The 20,867-nt window shown below is 46.9% G+C and carries 17 protein-coding genes; 15 read left to right on the forward strand and 2 right to left on the reverse strand.

All coding sequences use genetic code 11. The features are described from left to right. The first annotated feature begins 65 nt into the window (after positions 1-65). The 9 genes from NST47_RS12955 (at position 66) to NST47_RS12995 (ending at position 11,605) form a co-directional block, all read left to right on the forward strand. The gene (locus tag NST47_RS12955) at positions 66-1,433 is read left to right on the forward strand and encodes an ABC transporter substrate-binding protein (protein ID WP_341155524.1); all 1,368 of its coding nucleotides are present in this window, start codon (positions 66-68) and stop codon (positions 1,431-1,433) included. Positions 1,434-1,503: 70 nt separating this feature from the next. Next, positions 1,504-2,283, forward strand: coding sequence for a DeoR/GlpR family DNA-binding transcription regulator (locus NST47_RS12960; RefSeq protein WP_341155525.1), 780 nt, complete (start codon positions 1,504-1,506; stop codon positions 2,281-2,283). A gap of 300 nt (positions 2,284-2,583) precedes the next feature. Beyond that, positions 2,584-4,830, forward strand: a complete 2,247-nt coding sequence (locus NST47_RS12965) for an AraC family transcriptional regulator (protein ID WP_341155526.1) — start codon at positions 2,584-2,586, stop codon at positions 4,828-4,830. Positions 4,831-4,990: 160 nt separating this feature from the next. Then, complete coding sequence (locus NST47_RS12970; RefSeq protein WP_341155527.1) at positions 4,991-6,073, forward strand: nitric oxide synthase oxygenase; 1,083 nt, start codon at positions 4,991-4,993, stop codon at positions 6,071-6,073. Positions 6,074-6,342: 269 nt separating this feature from the next. Then, positions 6,343-7,248, forward strand: a complete 906-nt coding sequence (locus NST47_RS12975) for an ABC transporter permease (RefSeq protein ID WP_445667460.1) — start codon at positions 6,343-6,345, stop codon at positions 7,246-7,248. Between the two features lie 61 nt (positions 7,249-7,309). After that, positions 7,310-8,188, forward strand: coding sequence for a carbohydrate ABC transporter permease (locus tag NST47_RS12980; RefSeq protein ID WP_341155529.1), 879 nt, complete (start codon positions 7,310-7,312; stop codon positions 8,186-8,188). A gap of 31 nt (positions 8,189-8,219) precedes the next feature. Continuing rightward, positions 8,220-9,728 (forward strand): ABC transporter substrate-binding protein, encoded by a 1,509-nt coding sequence (locus tag NST47_RS12985; protein ID WP_341155530.1) that lies wholly within the window; start codon positions 8,220-8,222, stop codon positions 9,726-9,728. A 12-nt stretch (positions 9,729-9,740) separates the two neighbouring features. Continuing rightward, positions 9,741-10,637 (forward strand): family 43 glycosylhydrolase, encoded by an 897-nt coding sequence (locus NST47_RS12990; protein ID WP_341155531.1) that lies wholly within the window; start codon positions 9,741-9,743, stop codon positions 10,635-10,637. Positions 10,638-10,705: 68 nt separating this feature from the next. Beyond that, positions 10,706-11,605, forward strand: coding sequence for a hypothetical protein (locus NST47_RS12995; protein ID WP_341155532.1), 900 nt, complete (start codon positions 10,706-10,708; stop codon positions 11,603-11,605). Between the two features lie 141 nt (positions 11,606-11,746). Here NST47_RS12995 and NST47_RS13000 read toward each other — a convergent pair whose 3' ends face one another. Both NST47_RS13000 and NST47_RS13005 read right to left on the reverse strand, forming a co-directional pair. Next, complete coding sequence (locus tag NST47_RS13000; RefSeq protein WP_341155533.1) at positions 11,747-12,100, reverse strand: Rieske (2Fe-2S) protein; 354 nt, start codon at positions 12,098-12,100, stop codon at positions 11,747-11,749. A 23-nt stretch (positions 12,101-12,123) separates the two neighbouring features. Then, positions 12,124-13,185 (reverse strand): amidohydrolase family protein, encoded by a 1,062-nt coding sequence (locus NST47_RS13005; protein ID WP_341155534.1) that lies wholly within the window; start codon positions 13,183-13,185, stop codon positions 12,124-12,126. A gap of 206 nt (positions 13,186-13,391) precedes the next feature. Here NST47_RS13005 and NST47_RS13010 point away from each other — a divergent pair, with 206 nt between their 5' ends. From NST47_RS13010 to NST47_RS13035, 6 genes are all read left to right on the forward strand, one after another. Then, positions 13,392-14,198, forward strand: coding sequence for a helix-turn-helix domain-containing protein (locus tag NST47_RS13010; RefSeq protein WP_341155535.1), 807 nt, complete (start codon positions 13,392-13,394; stop codon positions 14,196-14,198). Then, positions 14,195-15,925, forward strand: coding sequence for a cache domain-containing sensor histidine kinase (locus NST47_RS13015; RefSeq protein WP_341155536.1), 1,731 nt, complete (start codon positions 14,195-14,197; stop codon positions 15,923-15,925). The genes NST47_RS13010 and NST47_RS13015 overlap by 4 nt, the downstream gene beginning before the upstream one ends. Further along, on the forward strand, positions 15,922-17,520 hold the full coding sequence (locus tag NST47_RS13020; protein ID WP_341155537.1) for a response regulator: 1,599 nt from the start codon (positions 15,922-15,924) through the stop codon (positions 17,518-17,520). Before NST47_RS13015 ends, NST47_RS13020 begins: the two co-directional genes overlap by 4 nt. A gap of 220 nt (positions 17,521-17,740) precedes the next feature. Next, on the forward strand, positions 17,741-18,736 hold the full coding sequence (locus NST47_RS13025) for an aldo/keto reductase (RefSeq protein ID WP_341155538.1): 996 nt from the start codon (positions 17,741-17,743) through the stop codon (positions 18,734-18,736). Next, positions 18,733-19,644: a creatininase family protein gene (locus tag NST47_RS13030; protein ID WP_341155539.1), complete on the forward strand. Its 912-nt coding sequence runs from the start codon at positions 18,733-18,735 to the stop codon at positions 19,642-19,644. The genes NST47_RS13025 and NST47_RS13030 overlap by 4 nt, the downstream gene beginning before the upstream one ends. Before the next feature lie 137 nt (positions 19,645-19,781). Beyond that, positions 19,782-20,498 carry a phytanoyl-CoA dioxygenase family protein gene (locus NST47_RS13035; RefSeq protein WP_341155540.1) on the forward strand — a complete coding sequence of 239 codons (717 nt, stop codon included), beginning with the start codon at positions 19,782-19,784 and terminating at the stop codon, positions 20,496-20,498. Positions 20,499-20,867 lie beyond the last annotated feature (369 nt).

A 20,867-nucleotide genomic window follows, 5' to 3' on the forward strand; every position in this document is an offset into this window, starting at 1 on the left:
GTTCGATTTGACTTGCTTGCCATTCACCTAATAAACAATTCCCAACAATCGAAGGAGTGATAGTCGTGTATTCACGTAAATCGTTTGCTCATTGGAAAGCATCATTGGCATCTTTATTATTAATCACAACGGTAGGCTGTGGGGTGACAACTCCCGCTGCAACAACAGGCAGTGGGACGGATAAGAAAACGGAAAGCGCAGCAGCCAAAGGCATTGAGCTAGGTAAAAACGGACCGATTACCATTGACTTCTGGCACATTCAGGCGACGATTTATGGCGATGCGATTAAAGAAATGGTAGCTGCCTTCAACAAGGAGTACGAAGGGAAGATCATCGTCAAGGAGGTATTCCAGGGTTCCTATGATGATCTGAACAAAAAGGTTCGTGCTGCGCTGCAGGGCGGAGGCCTTCCGGCTGTTGCGATGTCCTACGAGAGCGATACGCTCGAATATATGAAGGCTGATAAAATTGTACCGTTGGATGAATACATTAACGACCCGGTGAACGGGCTGAACAAGCAGGCGTTGGACGATATTATGCCAGGGGTGCTGGCGCGTCAGCGTATTCCGGAGTATAACGGCAAGACGATGAGCTGGCCGCACGGTAATTCCTCCATGGGCGTATACTACAACATCGATCTACTCAAAAAAGCAGGTTATGAGAAACCGCCGGCTACGTGGCAGGACTTTGAGAAAATGGCGCTCGATATTACACAAAAAAGTGGTGAGCCGGCACTGGTGATGGGCAACGCCAACAACGGAGGTACGTTCCGTACGTGGCTGCGCACCTACGGCATTGATCCGATCAAGCTGGATCAAAGCGGCGTCAATTATGATAATCCGCAGGCGGTAGAGCTGGCAGCTATGATGAAAAATCTGCTGGATAAAAAAGCGATCATGCTGGCAGAAAATACGGAGCAGGAATTCACGAATGGCAGAGCAGCCATGGAAATCGGAACGACTGCCCGTACAAGCTCAAAGCTGGATCTGATCAAGGACAAGTTCAAATGGGGAATCAGCCTGATTCCGCAGGGCAAGAGCGACAGCAAGGTGACTGAGCTTTATGGTGGCAATCAGGTGCTGTTCAAGACGACCCCCGAGAAGCAGCTGGCCGGATGGCTGTTCCTGAAATACTTTGCAGAATCCAAGGCACAGGCGATCTATGCAGCGAAAACCGGATATTTCCCGGCTACCAAGTCTGCGCAGGATACGGATTTACTGAAGAAAAACTATGCGGATAATCCGCAAAAGAAACAGGCGTTTGATGAAGTATTCCCTTATGCACGTATCGATGTATCATCCGCTGCCCGCAACAAGATGGATACGGTTCTGGGCGAAGCGCTGCAAGCAATGAATGCGGGTAAGCTGACTCCTGCTGATGCGATGAAGAAAGCGCAGACTGATGTTACCAAGGCTTTAAAGGAATTCAAATAATACATTGAATAAGTGAAACCGGAGTCTGAGAAAGCATGCTAACTTCTCAGGCTCTCAGGAGGTATCAGCGTTGAGCTCAGTTCATCGGAGAAATGAAATTATGATCGCAGTACGGCGTGTCGGCAGCGTCTCAGTTGAAGAGCTGGTCGATACGTATCAAGTCTCGGTGGAAACAATCCGCCGGGATCTTCGTATTTTGGACGAGAAGGGACTTTTACGCAGAACGTATGGCGGAGCGGTGAAGCGAGAGCAGACCACCTGGGATATGCCTTATTACGAAAGAATGCAGCTCAATCTGGAGCGCAAAGAGGCGATTGCCCGTGAAGCTGTGAAGCTGCTGGAGGATGGCGATAGCGTTTTTATTGACGGAAATACCTCCGGTCTGGTGCTTTCCCGTTACATCCCTGTTGACAAGAACCTTACGATTGTTACGAATTCGGCTATGGTTACGCTGAATTTGATTCAGAAGAAAGGGAAGCTGAAGGTTTATTTGGTTGGCGGAGAGGTCGATGAGGACGGCAAGACGTTCGGCTACAAGCTGCACTGTGAGCTGCGTCAGTACCGATTCGATAAGGCGCTGTTTTCCTGCATGGGCTTTGGACCTGAGGGCATTTATTATTCCAAGTGGGAACCGCTGCAAATTGCGCAGATGCTAGTCGAGCAGAGCAATCATCTGATTCTGATGGCGGATTCGTCAAAGGTCAATCGCAGCGGCTTTTTGTTTGGCATGGGCCTGAACCGGATTCATACACTTGTAACAGACGAAGGAACACCTGCCGATATGCGCGATAGTTTGCGGGATTCAGTCCGCAGCTTGGTCATCAGCGGCATTGAAGGCAAGGAAGAATAGCTGTCTGATAGGAAATGAAGCATAGAAGTAAATTGAACTGCGGCATCCTTAGGGACGTCGCAGTTATTTGGCATGCCTCAGAGTACTGATTACCGACAATCTGCCCTAATGATTATATACAATCATGACACCAACAGATAACTTAGAGAGCAGAGAGGCTGATTTGTAACCCCATTTTGTATTCTATATAATGTAGAAACCGGATACCATTGAAAAACAACTATGCTGAAATGATTTAAATGTATATATTTACCATTCATCAAGTGCGAAAACTATAAGCCTAAATCGTGAGGGAATGCCATGTATAAATCCAAATATTTACGGAGAATCATTCTCTTTAGTATGATCCTGGTTACGATCCCTGTCGTATCCTTAGGTATTTTATCTTATTTTAAAGCCAAGGGTATTGTTCAGGAAAAGGTTAACGAGGGCAACATGCAAGTGCTGACGCAGACGGAGTTGAAGGTTGAACAGATATTACAAACGATTGATAACGCAATTGTCCAATTCAGTAACAGTAAAATTGTGAGCGAATCGATAACCCGCGGCTTTGAGGCCAGAGATTTTATGTTAGTGACCGACTTGGCGAATGGCCTTTACAAGCTGCAATCGTATGATTTAGGTATTTCCAATGTACAGCTTGCGAGCTTTGCGCATAGATGGACACTCGACAACAGCGGGTTCACGCAATCTATGACGGACATCGAACTAAAAACGCTGACAGAACGAACGCAGTTTGCAGAATTATCCAAGTGGGTTACCAACGAAGGTGCCCATATTTTGCTGGTCAAAAAACTGCCGATCAATATCTATAAGGGCACATCCGGTGTGATTGTAGCGAACGTTCCTAACTATAGGCTGCAAAAGCTGATTCCCGAATATAACGGCGAGTCGGATACGATCGTTTTTGATGCGGATTACCGCTTATTGACACAGGTGTCCAATCCCAATTTTTCGCAGGAAAAGATTGATCAGGTAGTTCAACATTTAAAAGCATCCACAGTGGATAAAGGCAGCAATGAAATTCGTCTACAGGATGGGTCCATCGGTGTCACATACAAAAAATCTGCTTTTAACGGCTGGGTCTACGTTTCACTTGTTTCAATTGAACAGATTACGAAGGAGTCAGGGGCGATTGGTTGGTACACGTTTTATGTGTGCACAGGGGTATTTCTTATTTTGCTGGTGCTATCGTTAATCGGTTCCAATCGAATCTACACACCTATTCGTCTTGTATTCGAGTCCGCGGCTGGAGATAAAGCTAGCGAGAACAGAAATGAGGATGAGCTGCAATTCATTGGCAAACATATCGTTTCACTGCGAACCTCACAATCAAGACTGCTGGATCAAATACAGGGACATACGAAGCAGCTGAAGGAGTTTTTTGTGAGAAAATTGCTGTTAGGTGAGTTGAATGGTCAAGAAATTAAGGAAAAGTCAGAGCAATTTCAGTATGAATGGGGCGGTGACTCCTATTGTGTGCTGACGGTACAAATTGACACATTAGCGGGAACGCGTTTTCAGGAAAATGATCATGACCTGCTGATGTTTGCGGTTAACAATATCGTCTCGGAGCTGACACTTCCGGAATCCCGTCTTGAACCTGTCGTTATAGGCGGCAATCAGGTGACACTGCTGAGGAACAGGACCTCTTCGTCCGAGCAAGGGAAGAACGATGTGTACGCACTCTCAGAGCTGATTCAGACAACGGTCAAAGAAATACTGGGGCTGCAGATCAGCATAGGCATCAGTGGCTTCTATACGAATTTGAATAGAGGGGCGCAGGCTTACAGGGAAAGTCTGGAGGCATTAAAGTATAGAATTCGCTTTGGTGAAGAGGCCATTCTGCATGTTGAGGATGTGCTGCCTGACCATCGGATTCAGACAATTTTCCCCGAATGGATCGAAAAGCAGCTTATCGATGCGCTCAAGATTCCCGATTTGGACAAGGCCCAGCAGCTGCTGCACGAGTTTCTTACTGTGATGCTGCGCGACCCTATTCGGCATCAGGAATATCAGATGATTTTGTTCCGGCTGCTGGCCGATTTGATTCGCGAGATTCAGAATGCAGGCGAGAATCTTCAAGCCTCCTCCCAGGAGGACCGGCAGCTGTTTGAGCAGCTTTTTAATCTCAAAACGATTGCAGAAACCGAGAGCTGGTTTATGAAAACAGTGCTGGAGCCGATGGTCACATTGTTGAACAAAAAGTGGGAAAGCCAGAATAAAAATATTTCCGAGCATATGATCGAAATTATCCATGAAGAGTTTGAGTCCGACCTGACCCTGGATTTATGTGCAACACGACTTAATTATCATCCGAATTATTTAAAAACCGTGTTCCGTAAGGAGACCGGTGTGAACTTCAGTGATTATGTTTCGCAATATCGACTCAATCAGGCGAAAAAATGGCTGCTGGAAACCGATATGAAGGTATCCCAAATTGCGGAGAGGCTCAGATATCAGAATTCGCAAAACTTCATTCGGTATTTCCGCAAGATGGAGGATATGACTCCAGGCGATTATCGCAAAAAATATTTGGATACCTGAAGAATGTTAGTTAAACTGGCATTCTTTTTTGTGCTTAGTCAACTAATAGACATATTTCGACAAAAAATTCCCCATTTTTGGACCTCCCATTTGGAATAAATACTGGTTTTTACTATAATAAATAGAAAGCACATGATCAGGACAGGAGTACAAATTCAATATGGATATTTATCATGACGTTGAAGAAGCCGAGCAGTTTATTCATATATGCTACAATGAAACAGGCAAAACAATGGGTGAAATGGAACAACGAATTATAGAGATCCGGCAAGCAATCGCCGAACAGGGCTATTATGAGCATACGCTTGAGGAACTGCAATATGGGGCCAAGCTGGCATGGCGCAACAGCAATAAATGCATCGGCAGGTTGTTCTGGGAGACCCTGCATGTTATCGATGCACGCACTCTGGAAACGGAGGAAGAGATCGTGCAGGCGCTGTATCGTCATATCGAATACGCTACGAATGGTGGTCGGATTCGTCCAGCAATCACTATTTTCAAGCCTGCCATTCAGTCGGAGCAGCAGATTCGCATTATGAATCACCAACTCATTCGTTACGCGGGCTATGAAACCGATCGTGGTGTCGTTGGAGACCCAGATTCCGTTGCCATCACGAAGCTTTGCCAGGAGCTGGGCTGGAGGGGAGCCGGGGGCTCCTTTGACGTGCTGCCGCTCTTGGTGAAAATAGGCAATCGAGTGCCGCGGCTATTTGAGATTCCGTCATCGCTCATCATGGAGGTGCCTTTGAGCCATCCGGAGATCCCTGGCTTTGCCGATTTGGGGCTGCAATGGTACGCCGTGCCAATGGTCTCCAACATGCGGCTGGAGATTGGAGGCATTCATTATACAGCAGCTCCCTTCAACGGCTGGTATATGGGGACTGAGATTGGAGCGCGGAATCTTGCGGATACGGGGCGTTATCATATGCTGCCCAAGGTAGCCGATATGATGGGACTGGATACGAGCAGGGATTCCACCTTATGGAAGGATCGCGCGCTGGTCGAATTGAATATAGCCGTATTGGATTCTTTCAGGCAGCATGGCGTAGCCATCGTCGACCACCATACAGCCGCCCAGCAATTTATGAGATTCGAGGCCAACGAGCAAAAGAAGGATCGTCAGGTGACCGGGAATTGGTCCTGGTTGATTCCGCCCTTATCGCCTGCGACGACACCTATTTTCCATCGGCAGTATGAGGATGCAATTGTAAAACCGAATTTTTTTTACGATGAAACGATATAGAGCTATCAGCGAAACCTCCCATCAAGGAGGTTTTTTGGCTTCTTAAGAGATTATCCGATCTGCCATAATGATTATAAATGATCAAATTGACACGTAAACCGGCCTCTGAGGCTCTCACAACCCCATGATCTGCTGCCGTGATTGTAGACGGTAACGGGCATTGCCTATAAAGTATGAGCTACAGACAAACGACCATACAACGGGTGAATGGGGAGTGAACCAAGATGCAGGCTGTATCTGAAACGAGATCATCCATTTCAGATTCCAAAATGAATGCTTTTAAACGAAGACTCAAACGGCAAAAATGGTTTTTTATTATGCTGCTTCCGGGACTGCTGTACTTCCTAATTTATAAGTATATGCCGATGTGGGGTATACTCATTGCATTTCAGGATTACCAGCCGTTCCTGGGTTTTTTTGGGAGTAAATGGGTTGGATTCAAGCATTTCGAAACGTTTTTTGGCAATGAGATGTTCTGGCAGCTGTTCAAAAATACATTCATTCTGGCTGTGTATAACATCGTGTTTTTCTTTCCATTACCAATTATCATTTCGCTGATGCTCAATGAGGTTCGCCGAGATATATTTAAACGATGGATTCAAACACTCATCTATGTGCCGCATTTTGTATCATGGGTAGTGGTGGTCGGAATCAGCTTCCTGTTCTTCACGACAGAGGGCGGAATCGTCAACACGATGCTGAATAATATGGGAGCTGAGCCGGTCAAGTTTCTGTTAAGCAAGGATTGGTTCCGAACGATCGTTACGTCACAAGTGATATGGAAAGAAACGGGATGGGGCACGATTATTTTTTTGGCTGCGCTCGCTGGTGTCGATCCTGGATTGTATGAAGCCGCCCGCATTGACGGGGCTAACCGCTGGAGACAAATGTGGCATATTACGCTTCCTGCGATTCGCAGTACGATCATTATTTTACTTATTCTGCGGATCGGCACGTTCCTTGATTCCGGCTTCGAGCAAATTTTCCTGATGGTTAATCCATTGAACCGCGAGGTTGGGGAGGTGTTCGATACGTATGTATACACGACGGGGATTTCGCAAGGGAAGTTCAGCTACAGTACAGCGGTAGGTGTGTTTAAATCGATCATCGGGCTGCTGTTGGTAACCGGGGCAAATCGCTTAGCCAAAAAGTTCGGTGAAGAGGGTATTTATTAATAAGCGACGCTTGGCCATTGCACCCAAGGTTCAGTCAAACTCGAAGGAGGATCAAACCCATATGGTAGAAAAACAACTATCCAGCAGATTGCTTGACGGCATCAATTACTTGCTTCTGCTCCTTATTGCCGCCGCTTGTATCCTGCCTTTTATCTTCATCATCGCTTCGTCACTGACAGCTCCTGAGGAACTGCTGAGGAAAGGATTTATCTTATTCCCTACCAAATTTTCTTTGGTTGGTTACAAGTATATTTTATCGACGGACATTATATTATCCAGCCTTGGCGTTTCGATATTTATCACGGTAGTTGGAACGCTGGCGAATCTGTTGTTCACCGCCTTAATGGCGTATCCGCTGGCGCAAAGAGATTTGATGGGCGTCAAGCTGTTCATGAAGCTGGTCGTGTTCTCGATGCTGTTCAGCGGCGGGATGATTCCTACGTATCTGGTCGTGAAGGAGACGGGGCTGCTCGATAATGTTGGCTCTCTTATTATTCCGGGCTTGATCAGCGCCTTTAACCTGATTATTATGCGCAGCTTTTTTCAAAACCTGCCTGATGGTCTGGAGGAAGCAGCGAGGATTGACGGCTGCAGCGATGTGGAGATTTTGTTCCGGATTGTGCTGCCATTGTCGGCACCCGTACTGGCTTCACTCGCTTTATTTTATGCGGTAGGGCATTGGAATGCTTACTTCAATGCCGTTCTATATATTAACGACAGCAAGCTATGGCCGATTCAGGTATGGCTCAGACAAATCGTTATTCTATCGCAGGGAGGAATTGGAGATTCTACGAATTTCGGTGAGGATTTTGTTGCTCCACCAGCGGAAACGGTCAAGATGGCAGTTATTGTGCTTTCGACGCTGCCAATTCTGATTGTATATCCATTTCTGCAAAAGCATTTTGCCAAAGGCGCGTTATTGGGGTCAGTAAAGGGTTAAACTAAACTAGAGATGAAGAGGAGATTTAACTATGAAAACGAATGAAACTCGTAAATTTGCGAAAATGATTAGCGTTGTTTGTTTGACCTGCATGTCGGTGTCACTGCTGGCAGCCTGCACAGGCAAAACCGAAACACCTGCCGGACAACCGGCAGCAGGCACACCGGCCAAGCCGTTGGAGCTTCAGATTATGATGATTCAACAAGGTGCTGAGCCGCCAAAGAAGGACAGTCCCATTCAGAAAAAGATCGAAGAGTACACCAATACGAAGCTTGATATTATCTGGGTACCTGGAGCGGGTACAGCCTATGATGACAAGGTTAGTGCAACAAATGCTTCCGGTAAGCTGCCCGATGTGATGCTGATCCGTAAAACGAAGGAATCCGCCATGCTGAACGCGCAAATGTCGGGCATGTACTGGGATTTGACTCCATTTATTAAAGACACGAAAAACCTCAGCAAGATGAATCCGGTTGCAGTGAAAAATGCGAGCGTCAGCGGCAAGCTGTATGGAATCCCGCGGGAGCGCGTATTGGCTCGTTACGGTATGATATTCCGCAAGGATTGGTTGGATAATCTGGGATTGCAAACGCCTAAAACAGCTGATGATATTTACAATGTGGCGAAAGCCTTTACTTTAAATGACCCGGATAAGGATGGGAAGAACAATACGACCGGTATCCAGGAAGACGCTACGATGGAATTGCTGAAGCAGCTGACCATATACAATGGAGGTCCGAATGGATGGGGACTGAAGGATGGCAAGATTACGCCGGACTTCCTATATCCAGAGTTCAAGAAATCTTTGGACCTCTACAAAAAGATGGTTAGCGAAAAGCTGATCAGCCCGGATTTCCCGATTGCCAAGAAATACGATTACTTTAACCAGGGCAAAGCAGGCATGTATTTCTCCGTTATCGACGATGGCGCTACCCGTCATTTGGATATGATTAAAGCGAATCCGAAAGTGGTCGTTGATGTCGCTGAGAATTTCGATGGCCCGCAAGGACAAAAGGTAAGAGGCACTGTAGGTTATGATTCTCTGATCGTCATTCCAAAATCGAGTGTTACGACTGAAGCCAAGATGAAGCAGGTGCTGGCGTTCCTGGACAAGTTGGGTGATGAAGAGATGCTGACGCTGCTCAATAATGGGATTGAAGGGACTGACTACAAGGTTGAAAACGGAGCAGCGAAAAGAGTTGATGGCTCGCAGCTATCCGGAGAGTTTGTTAACCTAAGATGGGGCGATCAGTACGGTGGCATCAAGATTACTAAAAATGCGATTGAAACCCAAATTGACAAAATGTTCGCTGACAATAAAGGTATCGCGGTTAATGATCTAAGCGCTGCATTATTATCCGATACCAACACAGAAAAAGGCGTGGATTTGAAAAAGGCGATTACCGATGCGCAAACCAAGTTTGCACTAGGCGAGCTCGATGACAAAGGCTGGAGCGATGCCGTAGACAAATGGGTTAAAGGCGGCGGCGACAAGATCATGGAAGAGTTCACAGCCGATTATAACAAAAACGGCAAATAAGGAGCTGAAAACATGATCCAATATCCCGAGCTGCCACAGCATCTGACACCCTTGTTTGACTACCCGCTTCGCGATACGTCCATTTGTCTCGGAGGCGATGGTGTATATTACCTGACCGGAACGACAGGTGCCCCCGATTGGTGGGCGGTGACAGGAGACATCCAGCTGTGGAAATCATCAGATTTGGAGCACTGGGAGCCGCTCATTACCAAACCGCGTAAACGGACAATCGTTTGGAATGTGGATCGGGACGGCACCTGGCAAAAGGAGATCCAGCAACGGGACGGTGCGCCGTTCCGTCCGCTCTGGGCACCCGAGATTCACTTTCTCAAAGGCACCTTCTGGCTTACCTACAGCATTCCGAGACTTGGCAATGGACTGCTGCGAAGCATTAGCGGCAAGGCGGAAGGGCCTTATGTGGATAATATCGAGGTGGATGCACCGCTCAGTCCGCATATTGATGCCTCACTCTTTCAGGATGATGACGGTCAGGTATACTTCTTATGTGATAACGGTAAAATGGCGAGAATGAATGAAGATATGACAGCATTGGCAGAGGAGCTGCGGCTTCTAAGTCCCGCCAATGCCGAGCATGTCGGCTTCGAAGGAACGTTTCTGTTCAAAGCTGAGGGACGTTACCATCTGGTTGGAGCGGATTTTGTGGATGGTGACTATCACTGCTTTGCAGCAAGCTCCGATAAGCTGTATGGTCCTTATGGCGACCGATATGTAGCTATTCCGCATGGCGGGCATAATATGATTTTTCAGGATAAATGGGGCCAGTGGTGGAGCACATTTTTTGGCAATAATGACAGCGCTCCGTTCAAGGAAAGGCCGGGTGCGCTTCGAATTGAATTTGATCAGAACGGACAAATTCGCCCTATGAAGGAATCCCGTTCGGAGCTGTGACAAGCTTGAATTAGCTGCCCAATGTTCGAAACGATTAAGAAGTTAGCTGTTTTTACGGAGGGATGAAATTGACTGTCTTGAGATTGGACGATATTCCATCACCTGTACTGCTGCAAGGCAATAGCCGGATCGCTTATCGCGACCCGGCTGCTTTGTATCATGAGGGTGTATTCCGATTGTTTTTTACACTGACGGAAACAGAGCCGGATGGACGAATATACATGTATACAGCGACGAGTGAAAGCCGTGATTTGTTATCTTGGAGCGAGCCGAGAAAATTGACACCGAGAGACCGCAGCTTGAATTATTCCAGTCCTGGTAATGTAATTCGCTATCAGGATCGTTGGGTGATGTGTCTGCAAACTTATCCAAGGCCAAATGGCGAGAAATATGGCAACGATTCATCCAGAATATGGAAAATGGAAAGTGAGGATCTCGTGCAATGGACAGCTCCTGAACTTCTGCTCTTGAAAGGCTCAGAGGTTCCTGTGGAGCAAATGGGCCGGATGATCGATCCTTATTTGATTGAAGACAAGGATCAACCGGGCAAATGGTGGTGCTTTTACAAGCAAAATGGCGTTAGTCTCTCGTACTCCTGCGATTTAGAAAAATGGACTTATTATGGGCATGAGCGCGCAGGGGAAAACGTCTGTATTTTGAATGAGCACAATGAATATGTGATGTTTCACTCTCCGGAGAACGGCATCGGGATCATGCGGTCATTGGATTTGAAAAGCTGGACGCATCAACAGCCAGTGCTGACCTTGGGACAGCAGGAATGGGAATGGGCGAAGGGCAGGATTACTGCGGGGTTCGTCCTGGATTGCCGAAATGTTGCAGGCATCGGTAAATTCCTGATGTTTTTTCATGGGAGTGGCCCTGAGGATGAGCAGGTTATCTTCGATACCCACGCTTGTATCGGAATCGCGTGGAGTGATGATCTTGTGGAGTGGCATTGGCCGAGGTAAACCTGAGCATCAAGAGAGGTTTACAGCATTCCATCTACGAGCAGTAGCCGCCTGAGCATCAACTCCGGCGGCTTTTATATGAGGACATTCGCAAAGCGGTCTATTGTCTGTCGTAGACAGGCAACGGGTAAACACTGGAGCTTAGCCAATAACAACTCCGATCTTACCTTCGTCTACTTGTGTTGTATAGCTTCGGGTACGCGTTTTGTCATTAAACAGCGACTTTCCGGTCTTAATATCAAATTCCCAGCCGTGCCACGGACAGCGGACGATCTCTTGATCTCTTCCATATATAAATTCATATACGCCGGAATCCAGTGTTGTTCCACAAACGTCACCCTTGCACAAAGGTGCACCCTCATGCGGACAATAATTGTGAATAGCGTAAAACTCCCCTTTAATATTGTAAACACCGATCGATCGACCGGATACCTCCACCACCTTGTGACTCCCTGGCGGAATGTCAACGGCTTCAGCAATATAATAAACGGCCATGTGGGAACTACCTCCTCCTGCTCCTATTTAAGCTGGTACAGCTGACGGGCATTTTCGTAAAAAATCTTGTGCTTCGCTTCAGCAGACAAACCTCTCATGATCATAAAAGGGTCGTCAAAATCCCAATGCGGGAAATCGCTGGAAAATAATAGAATATTCTCCGCATCCATCATTTCAAATATTTGCTGCAAATGCTTGGGATTATCTGGCTCTTCAATCGGCTGAGTGGTCAAATAACAATGATCACGGATGTATTGGCTGGGCATCTTCTTCAACCATGGCGTGGTTGCGCGCAGCGCTTTAAAATTTTTATCCATTCGCCACATCAGATGGGGAAGCCAGGCGACTCCGCCTTCTACGAGTACAAATTTTAAGCGCGGGAATTTCTCGAACACGCCTTCGAGCACAATACTAACGAGCTGAGCCATGAAATTTTGTGATAAGCAGGTGTGCCACTGGAAATAGTTGCTCACATACCCTGCCGCAGTAGGCGGATTGGAAATGCCGCTTCCTTCGGATCCCGGATGGATGGCCACAGGCAGCCCATGCCTCTCCGCCGCTTCATAAATCGGATGATAATAACGGTTTCCATAGGGAATGTGTGTAGCGCTAATGAGTATGACCTGAACGATATCGGGATGTGGTCCAATCCGATCGATTTCCCGGGCTGCCTGCAAAGGGTCTTGGGTGGCGACGGTCATGGAGCCTTTAAGCTTTGGATGATTCGGGAGCCAATGATCAATCAAGTAATCATTATAGGCTGCCACAATAGCCGTGGCATAATCGGCATCGGGATGAATGGACATGGCATAGGTGCTGCCGGTAAGTATTGCATAATCCATATGATAAGCGTCGACCAGATGCTCCATAACGAGCTCGGGATAGGCTGCTGCGTCCCGGCCGTCATCCGCATAGGCATCCTTACGCTGTACGCCAATAGGCGAAGTATACGTGCCGCCGCCGCCCTGTATACCGAATTTGATAACTCTGCTTTTCCACGGCTCTTTCAAGTAAGGCACGAGATCCATATGGCTCTTCAGTGCCTGATGAACGTCGCAATCAATGATTTGGGCTGGAAGCTTCATATCGTCATTCCTTTCACAATGGCTGATTGATTTCTAGTTCAGTATAAAAAAATAAGCCTCTGCTTGCGATAAACAAAACAATTATTATTTGGACAATTCGATGATTAATGACTATAATGGGGGGATTAACCGTAACGCTTAGTGAAGAAGTGGTAATGAAAATGAAACGAATGAGCAAAACGACATGTAAATGAGGTGAAGCCGCGATGATTGAATTAAAATCCGTTCTTCTGGAGGAGGTTGGTCCTGAATGGAGAAAGGCAGAGGAGATCACGGAAGCCCATATTTTTATCTATGTGGTCAGTGGTGAATTGACCTATCGCCTGAACCACCAGGATATACCGCTTACAAAAGGGGATATACTGTTTATTCCCAAAGGCACACTTCGTGCAGGTATCGGGGACGGTACCCAGATGCATCAAAAGTTCGCATTTCTGTTCCAGTCCTCTGGTGCAGCAGAGCATACCTCCATTCCGCTGCTTGCACACAAGCCGTATCTGCTGCTGCATACCCGGAATCATGAATATATGAAGCAGCGCTTTTCACTGCTGCTGCAGCAGTGGCTTGGCAAGCTGCCGCATTACGAGCTGATCTGTACGGGCATCGTGCTGGAGCTGCTCGGTATCGCAGCAAGGGAAGCGGATCATGCAGACTTACCGTTGAAAAAGCTGTCCATGGTGGCGACGATTCAGCAGTATATCCTCGACAGCTATCGCGGACAAATTCGTCTTGAAGAGCTGTCACAGCTCGTTGACCGGACTCCTAATTATGTGACACGAATATTCCGCGAGGTGACAGGACAAACACCAATCGATTATTTGCATCAGGTGCGTGTGTATGCCGCTCGCGATTTGCTGCTGAATTCGCCGATGACGATTGGGCAGGTTGCTGATCAGCTCGGCTATTGTGATCAATCCTATTTTAACCGGATGTATAAGAAAATTACCGGACATCCGCCCTCCAATCATACCGGACATCAAGCGATCGGACAGCGGAGAGAGGAGCGGGCATGAGAAGCCTTTCGAGATTGAATTCGTTGCAGACGAAGCTGACGCTGACGTTCCTGTTGATCCTACTGCCGCTCGTGAGCGTCAGCATATTTGCCAATTATTATTCGCAAAGCATCATGAATGAGCAAATTAGTGACCGAACCAAAGGGGCTCTGTTAACTACGCTGGAGTATATCGAGCAGTTAACCCAAAACATGGATCAGCAAACACTGCTGATTGCGTCCAATCCCAACATCGTCGATATCTGGAAAGGAATCGAGAATCCTTTAAGCCCGGACCATTTGTATGGTATCCATACCGTTCAGCAGCAGCTGACTGCACTGACGAATGTGAATGGAGCGATCAAGGATGCTTTTATCATTCATGGTGAAAGCGGTAACGGAGTCTCCACACTGAAGGGGGGGATCAAATGGCCTGATGTGAAAAAGGATTATTGGTTTCAGCAAACGATTAAAGGGAGCGGTGGGCTGGTAGTGTACGTGCCGACCAGGGAGAGTCGCAATCCGTCGCTGTATATGAGCGAGGATATGATTTATTATATGCGTCTGCTGGATGTGCTCAGCAGCACGCAAGAACCGAATGTGATGGTGCTGGCTGTCGACAAGCGATCCTTTCAAAAAATCATCCAAAATCTGCAAACCTCCATTAATATGAACATTACACTGCTCTACAACGACGGATTTGTACTCGAAACCAATCCAAATTCGGAAAATTTGCATAAGGAGGAGCCTTTTTCGATTACCGTAAAAAAGGGTGAATGGTCGATGCGTCTGGCGCAGCCGAGGGAGGAGGTATTTAAGCTATCTCATATTCTTCAGCAATTTACTTATTTGATTACAGCTATCAGTATTATGCTGGCGATATGGATTGCATGGCTCGTGTACAGCAGCATTTCCAAACCGCTGCAGCAGCTATCGGGTGCCTTTAAACAATTCAGCAGCGGGAATCTGACTTTCGAGGTCGTACATCAGAGGAAGGATGAGTTTGGCTTTGTAATGAATGGCTTCAATCGAATGGCGGCCGCACAGCGTAAAATGATTGAGGATGATTATGAAAAGGAGCTGCGGTTGGCCAAGGCCGAATTCAGCTTATTGCAGTCGCAGATTAATCCGCATTTTCTGTATAATACACTGGATTCGATCTATTCGGTTGCTTCAAGCAAACGTATTCCGGAAATAAGCGAAATGGTCATTAATCTGGCCCGTTTTTTTCGTGTAAGTTTGGGCAAAGGCAGAGACTCCTTCACATTGGCGGAGACGGTTCAGCATCTGATGTATTATATGCGTGTACAGCAAATCCGCAAGGATCATTTCACCGTGGAAATCGAGCTGGATGAGGCAACGAAGGAGCTTCAGATCCTGAAATTGCTTCTACAGCCCATTGTGGAGAACTCGATTATCCATGGACTGGAACAAAGCCCGAATGAGGGTTACTTATGCATTCGCTCGCGAATTGTAGAAGACAGATTATATGTTGAGGTGGAGGATACGGGAGTCGGAATCCCCGAAGACAGGCTGCAGGAAATTATCATGGAAATGGACAAAATCACGAGCAAATCGTATATGAGCTCTCCAGATAAACCAACGATTCTCTATTATGGATTGAAAAATGTGAAATCACGGATCAAGCTGTATTATGGCGGTGACGCTGATTTGTTAATCGACAGCCAAGAAGGCAAAGGTACGAAAGTAACGTTGATTTTGCCAATGGGAAAGGAAGGACAAACATGAAACTGTTAATCGTTGAGGATGAGCATCATGTCAGGGAGCGGATTGCGGAAGGGATCGAATGGGCAGACAATCAAGTGGAGCTGGTCGCGGCCGTCGGCAGCAGCAGGGAAGCATTAACCATTCTGCAAAAGGATCATATTGATATCGTGCTTACGGATATTCAGATGCCCTTGATGAGCGGACTTGAGCTGGCCAAATGGCTTAAACAGAAATTCCCGCTTATTAAGGTCATTATTTTAACCGGTTATGACGATTTTGAATACGCGCGGGAAAGCATCGAATATGGTGTGTTCCAATATTTGGTCAAGCCGGCGGAGAACGAGCTCATTATGCGGACAGTACTGGATGCGAAGGCAGTCAGGGAGCGGGAAATTAACGAGAAGCACAACATAGCCACGCTCGAAGCCAAGTGGAATGAGCAGCTGCCTGATTTGCAAAAGATGTTTTATAAAAATTGGTTGAATGGGCGTTATTCCATATGGGAGATCGAGAAAAGAGGGCGGGATCTTCTGTTAGCCCTGGATGCCCGCAAATATTTGCCCATCATATTCGACATGGACCCCATCTCAGAGGACAACGGCCGCTTTCAGGTACAGGATCGATCACTGGTACAATTTTTGCTTGCTACAATTGCGAGCGATGTGCTGGCTGATCAGGAATGTGTGGTATTGCAGGATGATGACGGCATGACGGCTGTGGTCTTCATATGGTCGGATGAAGAGCGGGATGAAACGGTGTATGGGCGGGTGAATCCGCTTATTAGCGGGCTGCTCGGGACAGTTAAGGATTGTCTCAAGCTGACGGCCAGTGCAGGTATAGGGCCTCTGGTGGCCGATAAACAGCTGCTCGCCAATGCCTATAAGCAGAGCCGAATGGCTCTGCAGGAGCGGATTATTCTGGGCAATGAAATCGCGATTCCGTATAGGGATGTGGTCTCGATTCAGGACTCGTGGATGATGATGAGCCATTTGGAGAAGGAATATGAGGTTGCTATTGAAACAGGAGACCGTACCAAGTGCGAAGCCTTTATACAACAGATGATGGAGCTGGGTTTCTCTGCTCATACGCCTGTTACGGAGGCGAAGGAGATGCTATGGCGAATTACGTGTCTGCTGGCAAGGATTATACATATCCACGGATGGACATTGCGTGAAGCGCTGCAGCAGGATTATGCCGATTTTGAAAACTTCAACCAGCTATTATCGAAAGAGCAGGTTGGTGAATGGCTGCGCCGGATGACTTCACGTATTAGCCAAACGATAACCGAAAGGCGGCAAACCGGCACACAGCTTGCAATGAGTCAGGTAATCGGGTTTATTCAGGAAAGGCTGCATGAAGAGGAATTAAATCTGTATCTGGTTGCCGAAAAAATGTTTATCAGCTATTCCTATTTAAGCCGGACGTTCAAGGAAGTGACTGGGGAATCCTTTTCCGATTATGTACTTCGACTGCGTATGGAAAGAGCCAAGGAATTGCTGACCAAGGGCATTAAGGTGTACGACACGGCTGAGCAGGTGGGATATAAGCATGTGAATTATTTTTCCAAAAGCTTTCAGAAATATTGGGGAGTCAAGCCAAGCGAAATATATAAATGAGCGTGTTCATACAGGAAAGTCGGAAATCGATCCGGCTAACAGAAAGAAGGCATGAAGTGAAGAGGGGCTGTCCCGCAAGGTCTGAAGAGACCTGTGAGACAGTCTTCTTTACGTTGACTGAACAAAAGTACAACTTTTACGTCAGGTTTGGGGAAGTTTTGCACAGCTTTCCATGATACAACTAAAGTAGGACTGTATTCGCTTAAGAAGGGAGATTTATATGCAAACGTCCGTGTTCGCTCGTTCGGGTGAAACCATCAGCAGGCTTGGTTTTGGTGGTATGGGTTTAAATGGCATCTTTGGCCGGCAAGACGATGCTGCGATGATCCGTTCCCTTGTGTTTGCGCTGGAGAACGAAGTTAATTTTATTGATACGGCAAGAGTGTACGGAAGATCGGAGGAGCTTATAGGCAGGGCTTTAAAGGAGTGGAGCGGGGAAAAGCCGTTCATCGCAACAAAAGCTGCTGCCTCGGCACCGCACCATTCCTTACCCGGTGCAGGCTTTCATTTTCCGCTGGACGTACAATCCACCTATCCGCCCGGATCTATACGGACGAGCGTGGAGCAATCGCTGCAGGCTATGGATATAGAGACACTGGATCTGCTCCAGCTTCATGTCTATTGGCCGCAATGGGATGGTGTAGATTATTGGATGGAAGAGCTGCTCAGGCTGAAAGAGGAAGGCAAGGTTCGATATTTGGGTGTCTCTTTGCCGGACCACCGGCATGATCATGCGATTTCATTGGTTAGAGCGGGTGTTATTGATTCGGTGCAAACGATCGTCAATATTTTTGACTCGGTCGCGCTTGATTGTCTGGTTCCAATCTGCCAGGAGAATAAAGTGGCTGTCATCGCAAGAGTTATTCTGGACGAAGGAGGGTTGACGGGATTCTTGAAGGAGGATACCGTTATCCCCGATTCGGATTATCGCTACAATTATTTTGACTGTCAGCCACGAAGTGTTTATCTGGACAAGGTGGATCGCCTTCGCCAATATGTGCCTCAGTATGCGAGCTCATTAACGGAGCTGGCCATTAAATTCGTGCTGAAGGACCCGGGTGTGACCGTTGCGATTTCTTCGATGCAGGTACTCGAATATGCAGCGGAAAATATCGCAGCTTGTGACAAGGAAGCATTGCCGGATGAGCTGTTTGAGCTTATTAAAATCCGTGAACGTTGGATCAGACACTTCTATCATGCTAGGAGACATTTATGAGCAATGACTCTGAAGCTGATTCCAAGGTGCTGTGGGCCGAGCTGTTCCCGGCTGAATTGATTGAGCGCCAGCAGCAATGTCCTATCGTGTATATGCCGCTTGGTTTGTGTGAGCCGCACGGTCAGATCAGTGCTTTTGGTCTGGACACCTTCAAAGCGGAATATTTATGCACACGTGTAGCCCGGCAGGTGGGTGGTATTGTCGCTCCCAGCATGAACTATCATGTGCACGAGACGGGGCCTTCAGCCAAATTTCTGGAGGCAAATGTGGGGGAACATAATCCCTATATGTCATCCGTTCCTCCATACGTATTTTACCATTTTTTCCTGTATCAGCTGCGTTCCTTCTATAATGCAGGCTTTCAGTCGGCTGTCATATTGTCCGGGCACGGTGGGGCTCATGTGCATGATCTGCGTAAAATTTCCCGGATGTTTCAGGAGAAGACAGGAATGAACATTTGGTATGGAACAGATTTTGATCTTGTCGAGGGCACGTATAAGGGAGATCATGCCGGGAAATACGAGATTTCGATGCTGATGCACATACGTCCTGATCTGATAGATCCTTCCAAGAAAGCCTTGGAGGAGTTGGATGGGGCTGGCGGACGGTTGGCGGCTGCATCGGATGCCGATGAGGCGACTCGGGCGTACGGTGAACTGATTTGCGATGCATGTGAGCTTGCTTTAAGCCGCATTGTGGCTGAACTTGGACTTCAATCCGAACCTGTGACGAATCGGCTCCCACTTCCCTATGGGGTAATTGAGGAATTATGGTCACAAATTGTACGCTCTGCTGAATCAGGTACCGAGCATTGGGCAGCTTTGCAGCCGAGGGAAGGGCAGGCGCCTGTCTCTGAGCAGTCACGTTGGAAGCCTTACGAGCATATCCGAATGCAGACTAATCTGTAATCAAGAGCACTCATGCCCAATTCTATTAGTTTCTGCGAAGGTCTGAACAAAAGTACAACTAATTGATTGAATTGAAGCAGTGAAGAACATATTTTTTCGATATATTTATAGCATACCAAACAAGGAGGGTTCACCCCATGTTAATGACCAACGCATCGAATTTTGTATTGACTGAAGAAATGATTGAAGAATTTTATCGTGAAGGCTTCTTCTACGCTCCAGGCTTTTTGACCCAGGAAGCTGTTGATAAAATTAACAAGGAAAATACGGAATTTGCCACCCAGCAATCCAATGATGGCAAGTGGAAGTCCAATCCTACTGTAAGCTTGGCCAAAAGTCAGGCACAGTTCCCGGAAACCGTCAATTTCCTAAGCAATACGCGGATTATTGAATCCTTTGAGCGCATTTTGGGAGACGATGTCAAGCTCTGGATGGGGATGTATGCTGTTGTGCCTCCACGTGGAGAAGGCTTGGCCTGGCATCAGGATAATATGTACACGCATATTCTGGGACATATGCTGAATGGTTTTGTCGCACTGGATCATATCACTCAAGAAAACGCAGGCTTGTGGCTGGCACCAAGATCCCATCGTTTGGGCCGTCAAAAGGATCTGAATGAGGCTGGTGAAACACATCGCCGTGCTGCTGATCCGGATAACGGGGCACCTTGCAAGCCAATGGCTCCAGGAGATGCTGTCATTTTCCATAGGGAAACGCTGCATCATAGTAAAACCAACCATACCGACCTGCCAAGAAGAGCGTATGCCTTCCAGGTGGCATCGGCCGTCTGCCGATATGCCGAGACGGGCAAGCTGCTGACAGACCGCGAAGATCTGTCTCCTTACAAGAAGTAATTGTATATGTATTCAAATAAAGCTGCTCATGGTTGTATAACGTGAGTAGCTTTATGTATTTTATGAGATATGGAGCAATTACACATTAATTTAAATACTATTGAAAATGATTCTCATTGTCAATGATAAATTTAATAACAAATTTTAATATCCCATATCAAGAAAAGTTATATCAAATTAGGGGTTGACAATTATTTACTCCCTCATATACTATCGAAATTGTATGCATACGGCAATTCAACACCCGGTATAAGCAGAAATCAAGATTGATTGGCAAATACTAAGTGAAGTAAGAAAGATGTAACAATATTTTTTTTGCATTATTGTTGAGAATGATTATCGTTATTATTTAAAGGTGTCAATAGCCCT

The organism is Paenibacillus sp. FSL H8-0034 (assembly GCF_038000305.1).
In the GTDB taxonomy this organism is placed as follows: Bacteria; Bacillota; Bacilli; order Paenibacillales; family NBRC-103111; genus Paenibacillus_S.